This window comes from Streptomyces sp. NPDC101234, from assembly GCF_044767525.1.
Taxonomy (GTDB): Bacteria; Actinomycetota; Actinomycetes; order Streptomycetales; family Streptomycetaceae; genus Streptomyces; species Streptomyces sasae.
Genome location: NZ_JBIWOA010000009.1, coordinates 109,738 through 127,616, shown reverse-complemented (window position 1 = coordinate 127,616; position 17,879 = coordinate 109,738). Strand labels below are relative to the sequence as shown.

Annotated in this window: 13 protein-coding genes and 3 pseudogenes; 6 read left to right on the top strand and 10 right to left on the bottom strand. The window is 70.5% G+C overall.

Annotation, left to right across the window (positions count from 1 at the left end; all coding sequences use genetic code 11):
- Positions 1–22 precede the first annotated feature (22 nt).
- Both ACIRR9_RS18420 and ACIRR9_RS18415 read left to right on the top strand, forming a co-directional pair.
- Positions 23–373 (top strand): annotated as a pseudogene (locus ACIRR9_RS18420) (NUDIX domain-containing protein); the annotation flags it as partial.
- A gap of 122 nt (positions 374–495) precedes the next feature.
- A complete protein-coding gene (locus ACIRR9_RS18415; RefSeq protein ID WP_403753081.1) occupies positions 496–828 on the top strand; it encodes a hypothetical protein in 333 nt (110 codons plus the stop codon).
- A gap of 103 nt (positions 829–931) precedes the next feature.
- On the opposite strand, the gene ACIRR9_RS18410 is transcribed toward ACIRR9_RS18415, so the two are convergent.
- Positions 932–1,315: a hypothetical protein gene (locus ACIRR9_RS18410; protein WP_403752610.1), complete on the bottom strand. Its 384-nt coding sequence runs from the start codon at positions 1,313–1,315 to the stop codon at positions 932–934.
- Between the two features lie 253 nt (positions 1,316–1,568).
- On the opposite strand from ACIRR9_RS18410, the gene ACIRR9_RS18405 reads away from it, so the two are divergent.
- Both ACIRR9_RS18405 and infA read left to right on the top strand, forming a co-directional pair.
- Entirely contained in the window at positions 1,569–2,363 is a 795-nt protein-coding gene (locus tag ACIRR9_RS18405) for a GNAT family N-acetyltransferase (RefSeq protein ID WP_403752607.1), read from the top strand.
- Positions 2,360–2,584 (top strand): translation initiation factor IF-1, encoded by a 225-nt coding sequence (gene infA / locus ACIRR9_RS18400; protein WP_232648077.1) that lies wholly within the window; start codon positions 2,360–2,362, stop codon positions 2,582–2,584. Before ACIRR9_RS18405 ends, infA begins: the two co-directional genes overlap by 4 nt.
- Before the next feature lie 148 nt (positions 2,585–2,732).
- Here the strand turns inward: infA and ACIRR9_RS18395 are convergent, their stop codons facing one another.
- From ACIRR9_RS18395 to ACIRR9_RS18380, 4 genes are all read right to left on the bottom strand, one after another.
- Positions 2,733–4,301 (bottom strand): MFS transporter, encoded by a 1,569-nt coding sequence (locus ACIRR9_RS18395; RefSeq protein WP_403752603.1) that lies wholly within the window; start codon positions 4,299–4,301, stop codon positions 2,733–2,735.
- A gap of 58 nt (positions 4,302–4,359) precedes the next feature.
- Positions 4,360–5,712: an alpha/beta hydrolase gene (locus ACIRR9_RS18390; RefSeq protein WP_403752600.1), complete on the bottom strand. Its 1,353-nt coding sequence runs from the start codon at positions 5,710–5,712 to the stop codon at positions 4,360–4,362.
- 151 nt (positions 5,713–5,863) lie between these two features.
- The gene (locus ACIRR9_RS18385) at positions 5,864–6,724 is read right to left on the bottom strand and encodes a PaaX family transcriptional regulator C-terminal domain-containing protein (RefSeq protein WP_403752597.1); all 861 of its coding nucleotides are present in this window, start codon (positions 6,722–6,724) and stop codon (positions 5,864–5,866) included.
- A gap of 358 nt (positions 6,725–7,082) precedes the next feature.
- Positions 7,083–7,982 carry an MBL fold metallo-hydrolase gene (locus ACIRR9_RS18380; protein ID WP_403752594.1) on the bottom strand — a complete coding sequence of 300 codons (900 nt, stop codon included), beginning with the start codon at positions 7,980–7,982 and terminating at the stop codon, positions 7,083–7,085.
- Between the two features lie 265 nt (positions 7,983–8,247).
- Here ACIRR9_RS18380 and ACIRR9_RS18375 point away from each other — a divergent pair, with 265 nt between their 5' ends.
- Positions 8,248–8,682: a hypothetical protein gene (locus ACIRR9_RS18375; protein WP_403752591.1), complete on the top strand. Its 435-nt coding sequence runs from the start codon at positions 8,248–8,250 to the stop codon at positions 8,680–8,682.
- A 182-nt stretch (positions 8,683–8,864) separates the two neighbouring features.
- On the opposite strand, the gene ACIRR9_RS18370 is transcribed toward ACIRR9_RS18375, so the two are convergent.
- Positions 8,865–11,183, bottom strand: coding sequence for a helix-turn-helix domain-containing protein (locus ACIRR9_RS18370; RefSeq protein ID WP_403752588.1), 2,319 nt, complete (start codon positions 11,181–11,183; stop codon positions 8,865–8,867).
- A 439-nt stretch (positions 11,184–11,622) separates the two neighbouring features.
- Between ACIRR9_RS18370 and ACIRR9_RS18365 the strand changes: the two genes are divergently transcribed.
- Positions 11,623–12,315: a DUF4232 domain-containing protein gene (locus ACIRR9_RS18365; protein ID WP_403752585.1), complete on the top strand. Its 693-nt coding sequence runs from the start codon at positions 11,623–11,625 to the stop codon at positions 12,313–12,315.
- Between the two features lie 13 nt (positions 12,316–12,328).
- Here ACIRR9_RS18365 and ACIRR9_RS18360 read toward each other — a convergent pair.
- From ACIRR9_RS18360 to ACIRR9_RS18345, 4 genes and pseudogenes are all read right to left on the bottom strand, one after another.
- Positions 12,329–12,631 (bottom strand): annotated as a pseudogene (locus ACIRR9_RS18360) (discoidin domain-containing protein); the annotation flags it as partial.
- Positions 12,632–12,647: 16 nt separating this feature from the next.
- Positions 12,648–12,965, bottom strand: a pseudogene (locus tag ACIRR9_RS18355) (xylosidase); the annotation flags it as partial.
- 194 nt (positions 12,966–13,159) lie between these two features.
- Positions 13,160–16,720, bottom strand: coding sequence for a choice-of-anchor D domain-containing protein (locus ACIRR9_RS18350; RefSeq protein WP_403752582.1), 3,561 nt, complete (start codon positions 16,718–16,720; stop codon positions 13,160–13,162).
- A gap of 243 nt (positions 16,721–16,963) precedes the next feature.
- A complete protein-coding gene (locus ACIRR9_RS18345) occupies positions 16,964–17,692 on the bottom strand; it encodes an alpha/beta hydrolase family protein (protein WP_403752579.1) in 729 nt (242 codons plus the stop codon).
- Positions 17,693–17,879: the final 187 nt, after the last annotated feature.

Genomic DNA, 17,879 nt, shown 5'->3' with positions numbered 1-17,879 from the left:
CCTGCCCGCATGGAGAACCCGCATGAGCATGGCCGAACCGCCCCCGCACACCAACGTGGTCGCCCTTCTGGTCCACCCCGATGGCCGTTGTCTGCTGCATCTACGGGATGCGAACAAGCCCATCTCCAGCGCCGGACAGTGGTCACTGCCGGGTGGCCATCCCGAGCCCGGGGAGAGTCCTGACGCGGCGATCGCCCGCGAGCTGCTGGAGGAGGCGGACCTGCGCATCGCCGATCTGGCCCCGTTCGCGCTCGTGGAGGACACCGAGCCCGACGGCCGGCTGACCGGCCTGGTCCAGTTCTACGCCGGGACCTGGCGCGGCGACCCCGCTTCGGTGCCGCTCACCGAGGGGATCATGCTGCGCTGGACCGACCCCGGACAGCTCCCCTGGCTGACCATCGATCCGGACCTCGACACCGGTCTGCTCACCCGCCCCGACGGCTGGGACGCCGCCAGTACGAACGGGACTGCGAGAAGATCCACGACGAGACGGCCATGCTCGTTTCCCACCTGCTCTGCCACGCCGACGACTCGGGCTACTACATACCGGTCGACTTCGACGAGCCGCTCTTCCTGCCGCCGGAGGCGGGTGTCGACGGTCACGGCATGGTCGGCTCCAGCCAGCGTCTGCCGGCCGAACTGGCCGGCGTCGCACCCTCACTCGGCATCCACCTCGACGCCGACGCCACACTCTCCGCAGCGGCCGAGTCCGCCCTCGCCGACTTCGAGCCCGACGCCCCCTTCGGCATGGAGAGATCCACCTGGCATCAGCTCTATCGCGCCTGCCGGGCAAGCATGGCCGGCGGCCATGCCATCGTCTTCCGCTGAGCTCAGGAACCGATCTCGCTTCGCCACCCGCGAGCGGCTGCCCCCCGCACTTTCACGGCAGGTTTCGAGAAGTCGCCGGTTCGGCCGGAAACACCGGCCGGGATTACCGGTCGGGGTCGAACAGCAGGCCCGCCAGGAAGAGTGTGAGTGATCGTTCGAGCGTCGCGGTGAAGGACGGGAGGAGGAAGGCGAGGCTCGGGTCGGCGGTGTAGACCGCGCGCACGGCCGGCGCCGGGTGAGTGCGCGTCCACAGCGCGCCGACAAGGACGATCGTCATCCTGGCCGCTTCGGTGGCCTGCTGGCCGCCGAGCTCGGGCAGAACCTGCTGGAAGGGCCCGGCCAGACCGGCGAGAGCATCGTGCGCTCCCCGCTCGTACTCCGTGGCCACCTCGGTGGAGACGTTGTGGTCGAGGATTCCGGCCTGGGCGCTGAGCAGTTCGCACAGCATGTCGTTCGACGCGAACGACATGGCGAGACCTGATGCCATCGGTCTGCCATGACCCGTCGCATGTTCGCGACCCGCCTCGCGACCGGCCTCGCGGTCCGCCGACGGGAAAAGGGTTTGAACGAGGCGGCGCCCTGCCGCTACTTTCGTGGCGGACCGTGAAGTCGTCGTATGGAGGTGAGCCCCGTGAACACAGTTACCCGTGGGTGCTCCCTCAACCCGTCACGGTCCGGCGGCTGACGTTCGGTGTCGCCAGGAGCGCCTGAGATCGAGGCACTCCTGGAGGGAGACTCCGATGAACACAAAACCTTTCTCATCCGGCCTGCGCGAGAACGCGGTGATGATCACGCGCGTCGCGGACCGGCAATGGCATGCACTGGATGACGACCTGGTGGTCGGCCGCGGGTACGCGGAGCACCGGTCCGACGGACGCCTGTTCGTCGGCATCGACGCCTGGCACGACGCCACCTTCGACCGGCTCGCCCAGGCGATGCTGGCGGAACTGCCGGTGCCGCTGTACACGGTGGTCGACGAAGCCGACGCCGAGTTGACGGCCGGCTGGCGGCGGGCCGGTTTCACGGTCCGGCGCCGTGAGTGGGAGTACGTCGTGCCGACCGACCCGCGCGTCACAGGGCTCGAAGCGGTCCTGCCGCCTTCGGGCGTGACCATCGTGCCCGCCGGCCAGGCCGACGAGACTCTGCTGCGGGCGGTGGACCGCACGATCCGTGACGAGGTCGAGGCGACCGCCGGGTGGTGGCAGACGATGCCCGCGGAGGTCATTCCCCTCCCCGAGGGCGACACCATCGTCGACCCGTCGAAGTACGCGGTGGCCGCGGCGCCGGACCGCTATCTCGGTCTGATCCGGGTGGTCACGGTGATCCGGCCGCGCATCGGACTGGTCGCGGTCCGGGCCGGCGAGCAGCGCCGCGGCATCGCGCGGGCGCTACTCGCCCACGCGCTGGGGACGCTGCACCGCTCCGGGTTCGCCGAGGCCTGGACCGAGGTCCACGAGTCCAACCAGGCGGCCTCGACGCTGCTCGAGGGCATCGGCGCCCGGCCGCTGAGCAGCAACCTGGAACTGGTGCGATGACCAGGAACAAGAACGTCATCGAAGTCGAGGGCAAGGTCGTCGAGTGCCTGCGCAGCGCCATGTTCACCGTGCAGCTCGAGAACGGCCACCAGGTGCTCGCGCACATCAGCGGGAAGATCCGCAAGAACTACATCAAGATCATGCTGGAGGACCGGGTGCTGGTGGAGCTCCCGCCGTACGACCTGACGCGCGGCCGGATCGTGTTCCGGTACCGGAACTAGCGGCGGTCGGCACCTTCCCCGGAAGCTGAACCCAGGCCCCGGTCGCGGTGCTTCCGCGACCGGGGCCGCTGTGCCGGCTCACCCGACCGCGACGGCCACAGCTGCAGCCATCGATGCCCTGGGGGGCACAGCCGGTCCGGCTCTTTCCCTACTGCTGCTCTGAGGATTCGTCACGTGGAGCGGCTCGGCCGCGAAGCGTCACCAGGGCCAGCAGTGCTGAGAACAGTGCGGCCGAGCCACAGACGACGAAGCCGATCGAGTAGCCGTGACCGAGGGCGTCCAGGGCGAGTGGGTGCAGGTCCGCCAGCTTGGGTGACGCCGCCGAGGCACCGTTCACCGCGAGCGGGCCGCCTTCTTCCAGTACGGCCGTGCCTGCGCCTTTCAGTGCTTGCGGCAGCGCGGATCCGTGCAGGGAGTCGGAGAAGCTGCTTGCCGCGCGGCTCAGGGCCACGGCGCCGATGACGGCCGGGCCGAGGGTGAAGCCGAAGTCCCGCAGCAGGTTGGTGGTGGCGCTCGCCATGCCGGCCAGGTGCACCGGCACGGTGTTGACGGCCGTCGCCGTGATCGACGAGACGGTGATCGCGAAGCCCAGCCCGACCAGGCCGAGCGGCAGGATCAGCGAAGCGAAGGAGGTATCGGTGATCGGCAGCGTGGCCGCCCAGTAGTCGCCCGCCGCGATCAACAGCAGTCCCGTGCCCAGCAGCAGCCCAGGCGCCACACTTCTCAGCAGCCGTTCCGTCAGCGGCAACATCACCAGGGTGATGCCGTTGAGCAGGACGAATGCCAGGGCCGTCCGCATCGGGGCCTGGTCCTGCACCGGGCCGAGCCGGATGCTGACGGAGTAGGCGGTGCCCAGAAAGGCGAACATCCCCACCACGGCCACGACCGAGGCGACCGCGAAGGCGCGGTTGCGGAAGAGGTCCAGGCGGAGGAGCGGGGACTTGGCGCGGTGCTCGGCGAGGACGAAGGCGGCGAGGAAAGCGGCTGCCAGGACGAAGGCTGTGACGATCGCGGGCGAGGCCCATCCGTCGGTGGGGCCCTGGATGATGGCGTAGAGCAGCGAGAACAGGCCGAGACCGATGGTCAGTTGGCCCACCACGTCCAGCGAACGTCCCTCGGGGGCACTGGAGTCGACGGCGAACACGGCGCTGACGGCGGCACTCGCCGCGGCTACGGCGGTGACCACGACGAAGGACCATCGCCAGGAGCCGTAGGTGGCGGTGATGCCGCCGAGCAGCGGGGCGAGGAACCCGCCGGTGGAGAGCAGCGCTGCCCACATCGCGATGACCCGGGCCCGTTGCGCGGGCGAGGTGGTGCCGGCGGCCAGGATGGCCAGCGAGGTCGGGAACAGGCTCGCGGCGCCCAGACCTGCCAGGGCCTGTCCGACCCAGAGTTGGTGGACACCGGAGGCGGTGGCGCTGACCAGCTCGCCCACGGCCAGCAGCGAAGCGCCGCCGATCAGCAGCCGCTTGCGGCCGAACAGGTCGCCGAGCAGTCCGAAGGTCAGCTCCAGTACGGCGACCGGCAGCAGGAAGGCGTCGGAGATCCAGGTGAGCTGCGAGCCGACCGGGTGCAGGTCGGACTGGAACAGCCCGTTGAGTGTGGCCGGTATGGCCAGGCCTATCTGGGCGAGGCAGACGGCGAGGAGACCGGCGACCAGGGTGCCGGTGGTCAGACCGCGGCCGACGGCGGTTCTGGCGGAGGATTCGGTCGTCATTGACACGGAGGTGCTCCTGGGGCGCGCGAGCTTGGGATGGGGAGGGGACGCTTCGGGATCAGCGGGTACCGCTGAGAGGATTCGGCCGGTAGTCGGTGAAGGCAGCGCCGTCGAGGCCCAGTTCGTCGGCGCTGCGCTGGAGTCCGGCGGCGGTGGCGGAGTTGTCCCAGTGCCCGGTGTCCAGCCGGTGCTCCACGGCGTGCAGCCCGGCGACGACTTCGGCGGTGGTGAAGTTGCAGTGGCTCTGGCGTGCCACATAGGCCTGTCGCAGCAGCGCGGAGTCTCCGGCCCTGCGCACCCGCCCGGCGAAGGCCGACTCCTGCTCGACGGGCACGAGTTGGTCGGCGGTGGTGTGGATGTCGAGCAGCGGCACGGCCAGTCCCTGGCCGGCCGTGGAGGTCCGCTTCAGATGAGCCACCGCAGCCGGGTCGGCCGAGATGTCCGCGCCTCGGGTGAGCCGGTTCAGGTCCGTCCGCAGGTCGAGGCCGGCGTCGCGGTAGAGCGCCTTGATCTGCCTGGCATGGCTGGACTTGTGCAGCAGGCCGGCGTAGTCGACGCCCTTGTTCCAGGATGTGTTGCCGCCGGCGGACTGCTCCACCGACCAGCGCGCCGGGACGATGAACCCGAGAAGGCCCTGCGCCAGCCACGCGTACTGCTGCTTCTCCTGGCCCTCGAAGTCGTCACGCGCGGGCGGCTGTTGGCCCGGAGCCCAGTCGGTCTGGTTGAGGAAGGCGGCGGCCAGGGCGATCCGGGCACGCCCCGTGGGGGTCTGCTGTGCCGCTTCCACAGCCTTCGTGAGCCGGTCGGCGAGGGCCGCGCCGTCGGCCTGGCTGCCCAGGTTCACGAGGTTGTCGGCGTCGGCAGGGTCGAAGAAGCTGGCCAGGGTGTACTCGGCGTCGAGTTGGTAGTTGTCCAGGTCCACGCCGCCCGCGACCAGGCCGCACAGGCCGAGTGAGCCGTCGACGCGTCCTGCGCCGTCACGGGCGATCTGGGCGTTGACGAGGCCGCCCATGGACTGGCCCACCGAGATGACCCGGGTCGGCGTGCCGACCTGTCGGCGGAAGGCGGTGAGCGCCGCGAACTGATCCCGTTCGGCCGAGTCGAGCGCCCACATCGAGCCGTTGGGGTCGTAGGAGGAGCCGACGAGTGCGTAGCCGGCGTCCAGCAGGGCCTGGCGCGCCGCGGTCGACGGGGCGTCGGCAGCGACGGTCGGTCCGAAGCCGTGGCTGAAGAGCAGCAGGCTGCCGTTCCACTGCGCGGGTCTGTCCGCGATCCAGGTGGCGCCGTCGGACAGCGTCCCGGAGTAGTGATCGGTGGTCGTGGCCCGGGCGCCGGTCGCCGGCCCGATCAGAGTGGCGGCGAGGGCGGTCGCGCAGGCGGCGACGAGGGTCGAGAAACGGGGTCGGGGCATGACGGCGGCTCCGCGAGTCGAGGGGGGACCGAGCGAGGGAGCGAGCTTTAAGAGCGCTGCGAATGTAGGGCTCTTTTTTCATCGCCGTCAACATACTGCCCAATATTGAGACAGGCGGCTCCGCGTCCGGACGCGTGGGGCCCGGGGCGGATCAGTCCAGCGTCAGGGTGTCGAGGAGCCGGGCGGCCACGCGTGTGGCGGGGCGTTCCCAGCGACTGGCCAGGCCACGGAAGACGGTCTCCGCGTCGGCGGCGGGCCAGTCCCCCGGAAGGTGCTCGGCGGGCAGATGCGGATCACGTCGCACCAGGTCCAGCCAGTCGGTGTGCAGCAGGAGCTGGCCTGCGAGTTCGTCGCCGGAGAGCGCCGCGGGCAGCGGGTCGGTGCGGTCCCAGCGCTCCAGGAACGCCCGGTACCGTGCGCCGATGGCCGGCAGGTCGAAGGCCTGCTCCAGCACCTCACGGACGTCGGTCGGCGATTCCACCTCCGCCCGGAACACCCGCAGGTACGGTTCCATGCCGAGACCCGCCACCATCTCACGGACGTCGACGCGCGCCGGGGCCACCCACAGGCCGTTCTGCAGGGGGCCGAAGCCCGCCCAGATCAGCCGGGAGCGCAGGTCGTGCCGTTCACGGCTCCATGCCTCGGGCAGCGAGAAGCCCACCATCGTCCACCGGCCGTCCCAGTCCCGGTTCACCGCGCCGGTGCGCCAGATGCGGTCCCTGCCGTCCGTCAGCACCTGGACGGCGTGCGGCGTCAGCCCGAAGTAGGTCTTCCGGCCCTGACGGCGACGCTCCAGCAGGCCGCGTTTGACCATCCGGTTCAAGGTGGTCCGCACCGCCTCCTCCGTACTGCCCAGCCTCCCGAGAACAGCGATCACACTGCCGGACGACACCGCGATGGGCCGCCCCAGCACATGAGTGCCGAAGAAGGTCAGCATCAGGGACTGGGTACGCGGCTCGGGACCGCTTTCGGCGGCGGGCCCGGCGGCGACATCGGCACTGGTCACCGGCACAGCGTAGGCCCGGAGCGAACACAGGCTGCCGCCACCCCGGAAAATGCGCCATTTCCATGACGGCAATCGCCAAACAGACCAATCTCAGCAGTCGAGCCACGAGACGGACGGCGAGAGGAGTGCCGTTCCGGCAGACAGCCGCCCGTGGTGCGGGCCAGGCCGAGGGACGGCTGCGCCCCCTCATTCGGCCACGAAGCGGTGGACACTGCGGCCCGCACCACCTGCCCGTACGACTTGGCCCGGCTCTTGGGAGCCGTTCGCCGCGGACATGATCCATGGCTGAGCGCCGCGGTCGGCCATTGCGGGCATCGCGGTCGGCCACACCGCCGACCCGCGCGGATGCACCCGTGGGACGCGCTCAGCCCCAGGCCGCCCACTCCTGCACCGCGAACCGGTCGCCTACGCGTCGTACTTCGGCCGCGCCCGGCCCGGGGAAATGCGCGGGGAACAGCACGGCGCCCAGGTCCGCGGCCTCCCCCAGCACCCGGCGTCGGCTGCGCCGTGCGCGAGGCTCGTCCTCGTCGAAGCTGGGACAGTCGTCCGGCTCCACGATCTGCAGCGGGCTGTGCAGCAGATCCCCGGCGAACACCGCCCGGTCGGTGCCCGACCGCAGCCATACGACGGAGGAGCCGGGCGTGTGGCCGGGGGCGGGCTCGATGCGGAGCCGGCCGTCGATGTCGTAGTGGTCGCCCTCCCACAGCACGGTCCGGCCGGCCTGGTGGACGGGGGCGACGCTGTCCTCGAAGACGTTGGCCATCCGAGGGCCGGACCGGGTCCGGTGTCCGTTGGCCGGATTCCAGTAGTCGAAGTCCGCCCGTGCGAGGACGTACCGAGCGTCGGGGAAAGTCGGTCGCCACTCCCCCTCGGGCGTCAGGCGGGTGTTCCAGCCGACGTGGTCACTGTGGATGTGAGTGCAGATCACCGTGTCCACGTCCGGCGGATGGACACCCGCTGCGGCCAGCTCTTCGAGGTAGTGGGTGTGCAGACGGTGGAAGGAGGGCATGGCCGGGCGCTCCCGGTCGTTGCCGACGCCGGTGTCGATCAGGATCGTTCGGCCCTCGCTGCGGATCAGCCAGGTCTGGATCATCATGGGGATCTCGTCCGCGGCCGGGTCCAGGAAAGTCGGGGCGAGCCAGTCCCGGTGCTCCTGCCAGTGCTCGACGGGCACATCGGGGAAGACATAGTCGCGGGCGCGCCCCTTGGCGGGCAGCTCCACCACACGCGTGAGCTCCACGTTGCCCAGCACCATGGTGTCCATACGTCCAGCCTGCGCGCCGGATGACGCGGGCGCGATCGGTGGCACGGCTGCGGCCAGGGAGGAAGCAGGACGCGGCGCGATACGGCCCTGAGCCGGCCGTGCCTCACACCGGATCCGGCCGGCTCGTGGCGGACGGGGGTTACTTCTGCCGGTCGTTCTGCATGGTCCGCGTCCGCCTGCCCGTGATCGACTCGTCGTGGCGCCGGGGACGCCTGTTCTCTCCCTTCCCCGACTCGACCACGCCCCTCGGCAAAGGAACATGCACATGCGCAGATTCAGGAGTGCCCTCACGGCAGTCGCGGCCCTGGCCGCTTTCGCGGGAGTGGGTGTCGCGGCGGCGCCGGCACAGGCGGCGACCATCTGCAAGGACAAGGGCATCAATTACCTCTGCCAGTACGGCATCACGACCACCAAACTCGACAATGGGACGACACAGGAATTCGTCGTCGGTACCGATCACGCGGTCTGGACGAACTGGAGCTACTCCGACGGCAACTGGAACGGATGGGTGTCCATGGCCGGATGGGCCCAGAGCCGGGTCTCCATCGGCCGTTCCTCCTCAGGAACCCTCAATTACTTCACCATCAACGCCATCGGCAGCGACGGCAACTACTGGTTCCGACAGCGCTTCACCAACGGCCAGTGGAGCCCCTGGCAGGTGAGCTGCAACGTCTCGGACACCGGCTCGCTGTGCCCGTGACCGTGGTGGGAGAGCGGCAGCGGCCCTGACGGCACGCAGCCACCTGTCGTCACCGGTCCGGTGAGCGGCTGAGCCGCACTGCGGGCCGAGGCCCGGTCGGCGCTCCCCTCGGGGGCCCGGCCGGGCCTCGTGTCGTCCGGGGCCTGGGCAGACGGCAGCCGGCGCGCACGGCCGGTCGGGCCTCACCCGCCCGTGGTGGTCCGGTCCAGCGCGGCGAGTGCGGTGGCGGCTTCGTCCTGTCGTGGGCTTCTCAGCGCGGCGAGGGCGGCGTGGGCGGCGACCAGTGTCTGACGGGCCTCCGGGTGGCCCATGGCGCCGAGCACCTGGCCCAGATCGAGCCGAGCCTGCTCGGCCCAGGCCGGCATCTGCGCGGTCTCGAAGGAGGCGAGGGCCTGCCGCAGCGGCGGCTCGGCTTCGTGCCAGCGCTCCAGGGCCGCCAGGTCGTTGCCGATCTGCTGTCGGGCGACCGCGTGGTACAGCGCGATCAGTTCGTCCGCACGGCCCGGGACACCCGCCCGGCAGATCTGTTCGCTGCGGCGGTGGATGTCCAGAGCTTCCGCCGGTCGGCCGATCTTGCGCAGCAGGGTGCCGAGGCTGTTGAGGATCGTCAGCTCGGCCAGCCTGGCCTGCGGGGAGCCCTGTGAGGCGAGGCAACGGGCCGCCTCACGCAGCCGTGTGTGGGCCTCTTCCGTACGGCCCAGTCGATTCAGTGCCCCCGCGCCGTAGCCGAATGCCCAGCCCTCCTGGAGTCCGTCCTCGCTGTCGCGGGCGGCCACGAGCGCGGCGTCGGCGGACGCCAGGGAGGCTCGGGGGTCGTGGACGCAGAGGTTGTGGGCCCAGGCGAGGTAATTGAGGTGGACTGCTTCCTCCCGCCTGCTGCCGAGTGCGCGGGCGGAGTCGGAGGAGCGCTGGAACACCTCCACCCACTGCTCCCAGTGCTGGGTGCGGTCGGAGAACCAGTGCATCGCCTTCGCGGTGTCCAGGACCTGCCGGTGCCGGCCCGTGTCGTGGGCCCGGCGCAGCGCGGCGAGCCACTGGGCTCGCTCGGCCTCCAGCCAGGCCCGCGCCTCCTCCCGGCCGACGGGTGCTGTGTCCGGGTCCGGGTCACCGGACGGCGCCGTCCGGTCGTGGTCGACGTCGAAGTGCAGCGCGGCGGCGGTGGCCCGGCACAGCATCCACTGCGTGGTCCGGTCGAGCGCCGCGTCGCGGACCGCGGGGCCGTCCTCGGCCTCGACCTGCTCGGCCGCGTAGAGCCTCAGCAGGTCGTGGAACCGATAGCGCTCGGCGGTGGGGTCGCTCTGGAGCAGCCCCGCGTCGGTCAGTTCCTCGGCGCAGGCGACCGCCTGGTCGTAGGACAGTCCGGCCAGGAGCGCGCCGCTCTCCGGGCTGAAGTCCGCCCCGGCGGCCAGTGCGGCGCGCCGCAGGAAGGTCCGTGAGTCCGCGGGCAGTTGACGGTAGGAGAGGGCGAAGGCGGCGCGCACCTGCAGGCTTCCGGCCTGGAGGCCGTCCAGTCGGCGGCCCTCGGCGGCGAGACGGGCGACGAGCTTGCCCAGGCGCTCGTGCGGCCGGCTGAGGAGGCGCTGTCCGGCGATCCGGACGGCGAGAGGAAGATACCCACACAGATCGGCCAGGTCGCGTGCGGCCTGCGCTTCCGCCCGTACCCGTTCGGGGCCGACGATGCGGGTCAGCAGTTCCACCGCTTCCTCGCGCCGCAGCAGAGCCAGATCGCAGCGGTGAACGGAGGTCAGACCTGCCAGGGCCTGACGGCTGGTGACGATGGTCAGCGACGGGCCGGTGCCGGGCAGCAGCGGGCCGACCTGGGTCTCGTCGATGGCGTTGTCCAGCAGCAGGAGCAGCCGGCGGCCGGCGGCCAGGGAGCGCCACAGGCTCGCCCGCTCGTCGGTGCCGGCCGGTAGCGCGGCGTCGGCGATTCCCATGGCGCCCAGCAGCCGGGCCAGCGCGTCCCGGGGGGTGGTCGGCTCGGCATCCATGCCGTGCAGGTCCAGGGCGAGCTGCCCGTCGGGGAAGTGCGGGGCGAGACGGTGCGCGGCGTGCACCGCGAACGAGGTCTTGCCCAGTCCCGGCTGTCCGGCGACCACGGTGACCACCGGCCGGCTCGCACCGGGGCCCTGCGCCAGGTCCAGCAGCCGGGCAAGAGCCGTGTCACGGGCGGTGAAGTCCTGGATGTCACGCGGCAGGGCCAACGGGACGGGCACGGAGGGACCTTCGGCCGGGCTTTCGACCGGGCGAGGGCGGGGGCGCCCTTGCGCGGCGGACGCCTCCAGGCCCGACGCCTCGTCGCCGTCCAGTCCCAGAGCTTCGGCCAGCGCCTCGACCGTACGGCGCTGCGGCCCTCGGGTACGCCCGCGTTCCATGTCTGCCAGTGCCCTGACGCTCACCCCGGCGGCGTGCGACAGCGCCTCCTGGCTCAGTCCGGCGCGAGTCCGCAGGAAGCGCAGCCGCTGCCCGAAGTCCTCCGTGGAAGGCGTGCCACCGCGCACGTCGACGTCCCCCGATCATCCGGCTCGTCCGGACGCGAGCCCCCGGCAGAAGTATGACGGACGGTAGTTCTGCAGGTGGAACCGCCTGGGACGCGACGGCCGTTGGTGATCGACTGAGAACAGGCGCGGAACGCCTCCTCCCAGACGGACGGAGTCCGGACGGCCGGTCCTCGACGGACGGTGCCGCCGGACCACGGACCCTGTGCGGACTGGGGACGGGCACCGACCACCCGCCGCCGAACACCCACCGAAGACACGCGACCGACGCACGAGCGACAAGCGACAAGCGAGAAACGGGGAAACCTCACGCGAGTTCGTGTACACCCTGCCGTCCGACTGCCGGCCGGGCACGGACAACTGACCAACCGCACCACTCCACCGGAACGACCTCGGCCGACGGCACCCGCCGCGGCCCCGCACCACTCACGGGAAACTCTCCATGAACCTTCTGCGTCACCGCTCCCTGCTGCTCGCCACCGCGGGCACGGCCGTTGCCCTGTCCCTCACCGCCTGTCAGAGCGACGCGCCCGCCAAGTCGGCTCCCGCGGCCACCTCTTCGGCAACCGGGAAGACCTCGGACGGCGGGCAGGCCGACGCGTCCGGCGCGACGGACTCGACCGGCGCGACGCACTCGACGGCGTCGACGAGCTCTGCGGACCGCACCGCCGGCGGCGGCTCCGCGGGCTCGACCGGCGGGCAGGCGTCCGCCACCACCCGCATCTGCACCGCGGGGGACGTCACCGTCACCGCCGCCCGGCAGGACGGCCCTCCCTACACCCATATCGTCCTCACGGCGAAGAACACCTCCGGACACTCCTGTCGGCTGGCCGGTGCGCCGCACATCCAGTTCCTGGAGAGCCACAAGCAGGACGTCCCCTCCGTCGCCAAGAGCAAGCCGGCCGCGCCGGTCGTCCTCACGGCGGGAGCGCCCGCCTATGCCCTGGTGAAGCTGTCGGACGGCGGGGTCGACGAGGACAACGAACCCGTGTCGGCGTTCTCCGTCGTGCTGGAGGGTGACTCCACGGTCATCACCGTCACCGCGCCGGGCAGCGGCGGCGTCGCCGTCGACCCGGCGAAGGCCCTCACCGGCTACTGGACCCCCGAACTCCGCAACGGAGCGGACGACTTCTGAGTCACGCCGGGCATCACGCCCCGAAGACCCGGAACTCCGAGACCTGTCCGGCCGGCCAGCCGTTGTCGGCGGTGGAGGTGAGTCGTACATAGCGGGTGGCGACGGTCGCGGGGAGCGTGAGGGCCGCGGTGTCGCCGGTCGCCAGGTCGAAGGTGTAGCCCGGCGAGGCGAGAAGCTGGGCGAAGGTGCCACCGTCGGTGCTGCCCTCGACGGAGATGGTCTGGGTACGGGTGGCCCAGGCCGTCGCCGGGGGAAGGTCGAGGACGATCCGCCTGACACCGGTGGCGGCGCCCAGATCGACCTGCGCCCACTGGGGGAAGGCGTTGTTGGCAGACGACCGGCTTGCCGTTCTGCCTCGCGTACGCCGCGGACGCGGTGTGTGCGGGCATCTTGGTCGTCCAGTCCGTCTTGATCTCGGACTGTATGTTCGTCCAGTCGCTGACGTCGTACATGATGTAGAACTTCCGCCCGTACGACTCGGCGGCGCCGCGCACCCTGGCCGCCATGGCGTCGCGGGTGGAGGCCTCGCCGCCGGTGGGGTTGAAGCGCTGCAGGGCGACGGTGTCGATGCCGTTCTGCTGCAGCCACAGGAAGTGGGTGTTCACCGTCTGCTGGTCGTAGGAGGAGAACAGGGTGGCGGGACGGCCGTTCGCCCGGCGAACCGGCCGCCGACGCGGTCCGGGCGAGTACGGTCTCGGTGACTCCCGCGGTTCCGGCCGCGGTGGCCGCGATCGCGGCCCGTGGGAAGACTCTTCGTGTGACACCCATCTGGATTCCTCTGGACTCCTCTTCGGCGGTCGGTGCCGCCGAGCGCGAACGCGCCCGGCGGCACCGTGAGTTCGGATCAGGTGTTCCAGACCTGGAACTCCGAGACCTGCCCGGCCGGCCAGCCGTCGTTCGCCGTGATGTTCACCCGGAGGTATCGCTGGGTGGTCGCGGTGAACGCGATGGTGACCGTGTTGTTGGTGGTGGGGTCGAAGGTGTAGGTGGCCGACGACTTGATGGTGGTGAAGGAGGAGCCGTCGGTGCTGCCCGACAGGGACAGCGTCTGGTTGCGGGCGCCCCAGGTCGCGCGGAGCTGGAGGACGACGCGGCCGGCGCTCTGCGCGGAACCGAGGTCGACCTGGACCCACTGCGGGAAGGCGTTGTTGGCGCTCTCCCAGTAGGTGCCCTGGTTCCCGTCCGTCACGTTCGACGACGGGTACACGTCGGTGTGGCTGGACTCGGTGGTGGCCGCGCCGGCCGCCAGGTTCCTGCTCACCGTGCCGGCCCCGGTGCCGTTCAGCGCGACCGTGGTCGTGCCGTTCGACGCGTTGCTGGCGATGCTGAGATCGCCGGTGCGGGTGCCGGAGGCGGTGGGTGTGAAGGTGACGGCGACCGTGCAGGAGGCCCCTGCCGCGATCGACGTCCCGCAGGTGTTGGTCTGCGAGAAGTCACCGGTGACGGAGATACCGGAGACGGTCGCGGCCGCGGTACCGGTGTTGGTCACCGTGACCGTCTGCGCACTGCTGGCGGTGTTGAGCGCCTGGGTGGGATACGACAGCGACGTCGGGCTGGCCGACAAGGTCGCCGGCGAGGAGCCGCCGTCGCTGGGGAACACCTCGAAGTCCGACAACTGGGCGGCATTCCACCCGGTGTTGGCGGTGATGTTCACCCGCACGTAGCGCGCCGTGGCGGCACTGAACGTGATGGTCACCGTGTTGCCGTTGGCGTTCGGGTCGAATGTGTACCCGGCCGACGCCTTGATCGTGGAGAAGCTGGAGCCGTCCGTGGATCCCTGCACCGACAGCGTCTGGGTGCGGGCCGACCAGGCCGTCGCCGGCGGGAGCTCGAGCACGACCTTGCCGACGCTGTAGTTCTGGCCGAGGTCGACCTGGGCCCACTGCGGGAACGAACCGTTCGTGCTCTCCCAGTACGTCGAGGCGTCCGGGTCGGTGAGGTTCGAGGCGACGTACGGGCTGTTGCTCGAACTCGCCGACGCCGGCCGACCGGCGGCGATATTGGTGGTGCTGTCGATGCCGCTGCCGGCCAGGGTGACGACGGTCGGGCTGTTGTTGGCGTTGCTGGTGACGGTCAGGTTGCCGGTGCGGGAGCCGCCGGTGGTGGGCTTGAACCCGACGGTCACCGTGCAGGACGCACCGACCGCGAGGGTGGCGCAGTTGTTGGTCTGGCTGAAGTCACCGGTCGCAGAGACGCCCGAGACGGTCGCCGAGGTGGTGCCGGAGTTCGTCACCTTCACCGTCTGCGCGGTGGCCGAGGAGCCGACCACCGTGGCGGCGAAGGACAGGCTCGCCGGGTCGGTGTTCAGCACCGGGCCCGGCGCGGTGCCGGTGCCGGAGAGGCTGACCGTGTTGATGATCCCGCCCGCGTTGACGGTCAGCGCGCCGCTACGGCTGCCGGTCGCCGTCGGCGCGAACTTCACGCTGACGGTGCACGATCCGTTCGCCGCGATCGACGAGCCGCAGGTATTGATCTGGGAGTAGTCGCCGCTGGTGGAGACGGACGAGACGGAGGCGGTGGTGTTGGTCGGGTTGGAGACGGTCACGGTCTGTGCGTCGCTGGTCGAACCGGTCGGGACCGAACCGAAGTTGAGCGCGCCGGGGGTGGCCGACACGCCTTCGGACGGGTAGGGCGGGTAGACCGGGGCCGGCCAGCCTCCGCAGTACGGTGTGCCGCTGATGCCGGAGTTGCCGCCGCCGTCGGTCACCGTGAAGCTCCCGACCGAGCAGCTGTACACCGGTGAGGAGTAACCGACGCCGGTGGCCGTGACGTTGGTGAACTTGGCCGCGCCGCCGGTCTGTTCCTGCAGGGCGAAGGTTCCGGTGCCGGCGATGGTCACGTTGTCGAGGTTGACGCCGCTGATGGTGCCCTCGACCCACTGGACGGCTTCGTAGGGACTCTGCTGGATCAGCGCGTTGGTCACGTCGATGGGACCGGTGATCGCGCCCTGGCTGCCGTCGAACCACAACGCGCCCACGCCGAACTGCCAGTTCGGGTCGAGGCTGCCGTCCCGGACCATGGTGTTGTCGGAGATGGTGGTGGTGCCGACCGGCGTCGACGAGAAACGCTGACCGACGTGGATGCCGCCGCCCTGGGTGATGCCGCTGTCCACCACCCGGTTGCCGCTGACGGTGTTGTCGTGGCCGCCGTAGATCGCTATGCCGTTGGCGAGGATCTGCAGGGACACGGTGTTGTCGGAGATCGTGTCGTGGGCGTCGGCTCCGATGGCGGAGTCCGCCCAGGTGGCGATCCCGTCGTCGCCGGTGTTGCGGATGTCGCTGTCGGTCACCTTGGAGTTGGTGACACCGCCGTGGAAGTTGATGCCGTCCGCGGTGGTGTCCCGGATGCGCATGCCGCTGAACGTCAGCCCGTCCATCGGCCCGTCCATCCAGGCGCCGACCTTCATGTGGTCGATCCACAGGTTGGAGACCGTCGAGTTGCTCATCGCGCCGCCGATGCCGTTGACCTGGGCGCTGTCGTCGCGCTCCTGCACATCGCCGAAGACCGCGAAGTTCCGCAGGTGCACGCCGGTGCTCGGCGAGGGTGCGGAGTTGCCGTAGAAGCCGGGTGCGGCGCCGGTGACGGTCGAGTACCACATGCCGGCGCCGGCGATCGTGACGCCGTTGACGCTGATGTGGCCGGGGATGTTGTAGGTGCCCGGCGGGATCCACACGGTGCCGCCGGGGCCGGCCGCGCTGATCGCGGCGTTGAACGCGCTGGTCGCATCGGTCGCACCGGTCGGGTCGGCGCCCTTGCTGGTCACCGTCACCGACCCGGAGGGCGCGGTCAGCGCGGCGCCGACCTGCTCGAAGTCGGCGAAGTCGATCGTGTACGAGGAGGCGGTGTCCCCCGAGTCGATCTGCAGCTTGAAGGTCGTGCCCGCCGGATAGGTGGTGGAGAACAGACGGTGGGCCTCGTCGAAGAAGTGGTGCGGGTTGCTGCCCGGGGTGTTGGTGAAGGGGTAGCTGCCGTAGTACCAGCTGTAGGCGTTGGTCAGGGTGAAGTCGGGCTGCTTGACGCCGTTGACGTACAGGGACAGCGCGGCGGTGTAGACCGAGCCGCCCGAGGTGTCGGGGATGCTGTACCGGAAGTTGATCGAGTTGGTCGCCACCGGCGTGGTGAACGTGACGTACTCGCCGGTGCCCTGAAGCGTCGTCGCCTTGCGGTACGACGCCTCGTCGGCCAGCTGGCCCTGGGTGTAACTCGGTCCGATGATCGTGCCGTTGGTGGCGGAGCTCTCCGCCTGCACCTCGACGTACGGCAGGCTCGCGCCGCTGCCGCCGGTGGCGGCGGCCGCCGCCCACGCCGGTTGGACGGCCAGGACGAAGACGCCGACCGTGGCCACCATCGCGGTGCTGACCGCCCAGACGAGGACACGTCTCAGATCTCGGATGGAATGGAGCACTTACCACTCCTTACGTCATGAAATGCCGGAATTGCTCCGTCGACACCGCCAGAGAGGTGGGGGAGCCAGGGGGTGCTGATGACGCAAGGGGACCGTAATATCGGCGATATGAGCGCGCAAGAACAAGACGGAACTTCGCAACAATAAAAATTGAGCCTGCAAGATCTAATGTGACACTTCTGGCCGCGCACATTACGGTGCCGCCGGACGGGGTGTCCGGCGGCACCGTGCAGCAGGACGGCCCTAGCCGGCGGGCTCGTCCTCCCGGACGGAGATCAGCTCCTTCTCGCAGGTCAGCTCAGCCAGGAGACGCTGCGGCTGCCCCTTGGAGAACTGGTCGTTCTCGGCTTCGAGCACCAGCGTCGGGCAGGTGATGCGGTCCGCGACACCCTCCATGGTGTACGCCTCGGCCGCCCTGACCAACTCGTCGATGCCGGACGCGCCGAGGGTCCACCGGCCGTTGCGCACCACCCATCGCACCATGGTGTTCTGCGCCATCAGCGTCTCCATACCGCCGGGCGTCGAAGCGGCCCGGTCGGCGGTTGCGGCCACGGCCTCGTGGAAGTCGTAGACGCCGTCGTACAGCACGCACGCGACGAGGCGGTGCTCGAAGGCGGCCGCCCGCGCGGCGAGGTAGCCGCCGAGGCTCATACCGATCAGCACGAGTCGCTCGGCGTCCACCGCGGGCACGGTGAGCGCGAAATCGACCACGGGGGTGACCACGGCCTCCCAGTCCGGGCGGAAGTGCAGGCCCTGCCCGCGGACGGTGCTGCCCTGGCCGGGGCCGTCGAACGCGATGACGTTGTAGCCACGCCGCAGCGCACCCGCGGCCGGCGCGAAGTAGTCCTCCTCGAGGGTGGAGTCGTATCCGCCGTGGAAGAGCACGGTCGGGCGCGGGGTGCCCGAATCGTCGGCGAGGAACAGATAGCCGCAATCGAGGCGGCGCTGCGAGCGGCCGTCCGCTGACCTCACCGTTCCGGTCGGGGCGGAGTCGAGCGGGGCCCCGGGCACCTGTCCCGTGGCCCCCGTGTCCGATGACCTGGTGGCTGACGCTTCAAGTACCCCTCCCTGCTAGAATGTTGCCCAGCAGCAGAGCCTTCTCGGCGCGGATTCCGATCCGCCGGGGAGGCTTTTTTCATGCCCGGGGTCCCGCCCCGGT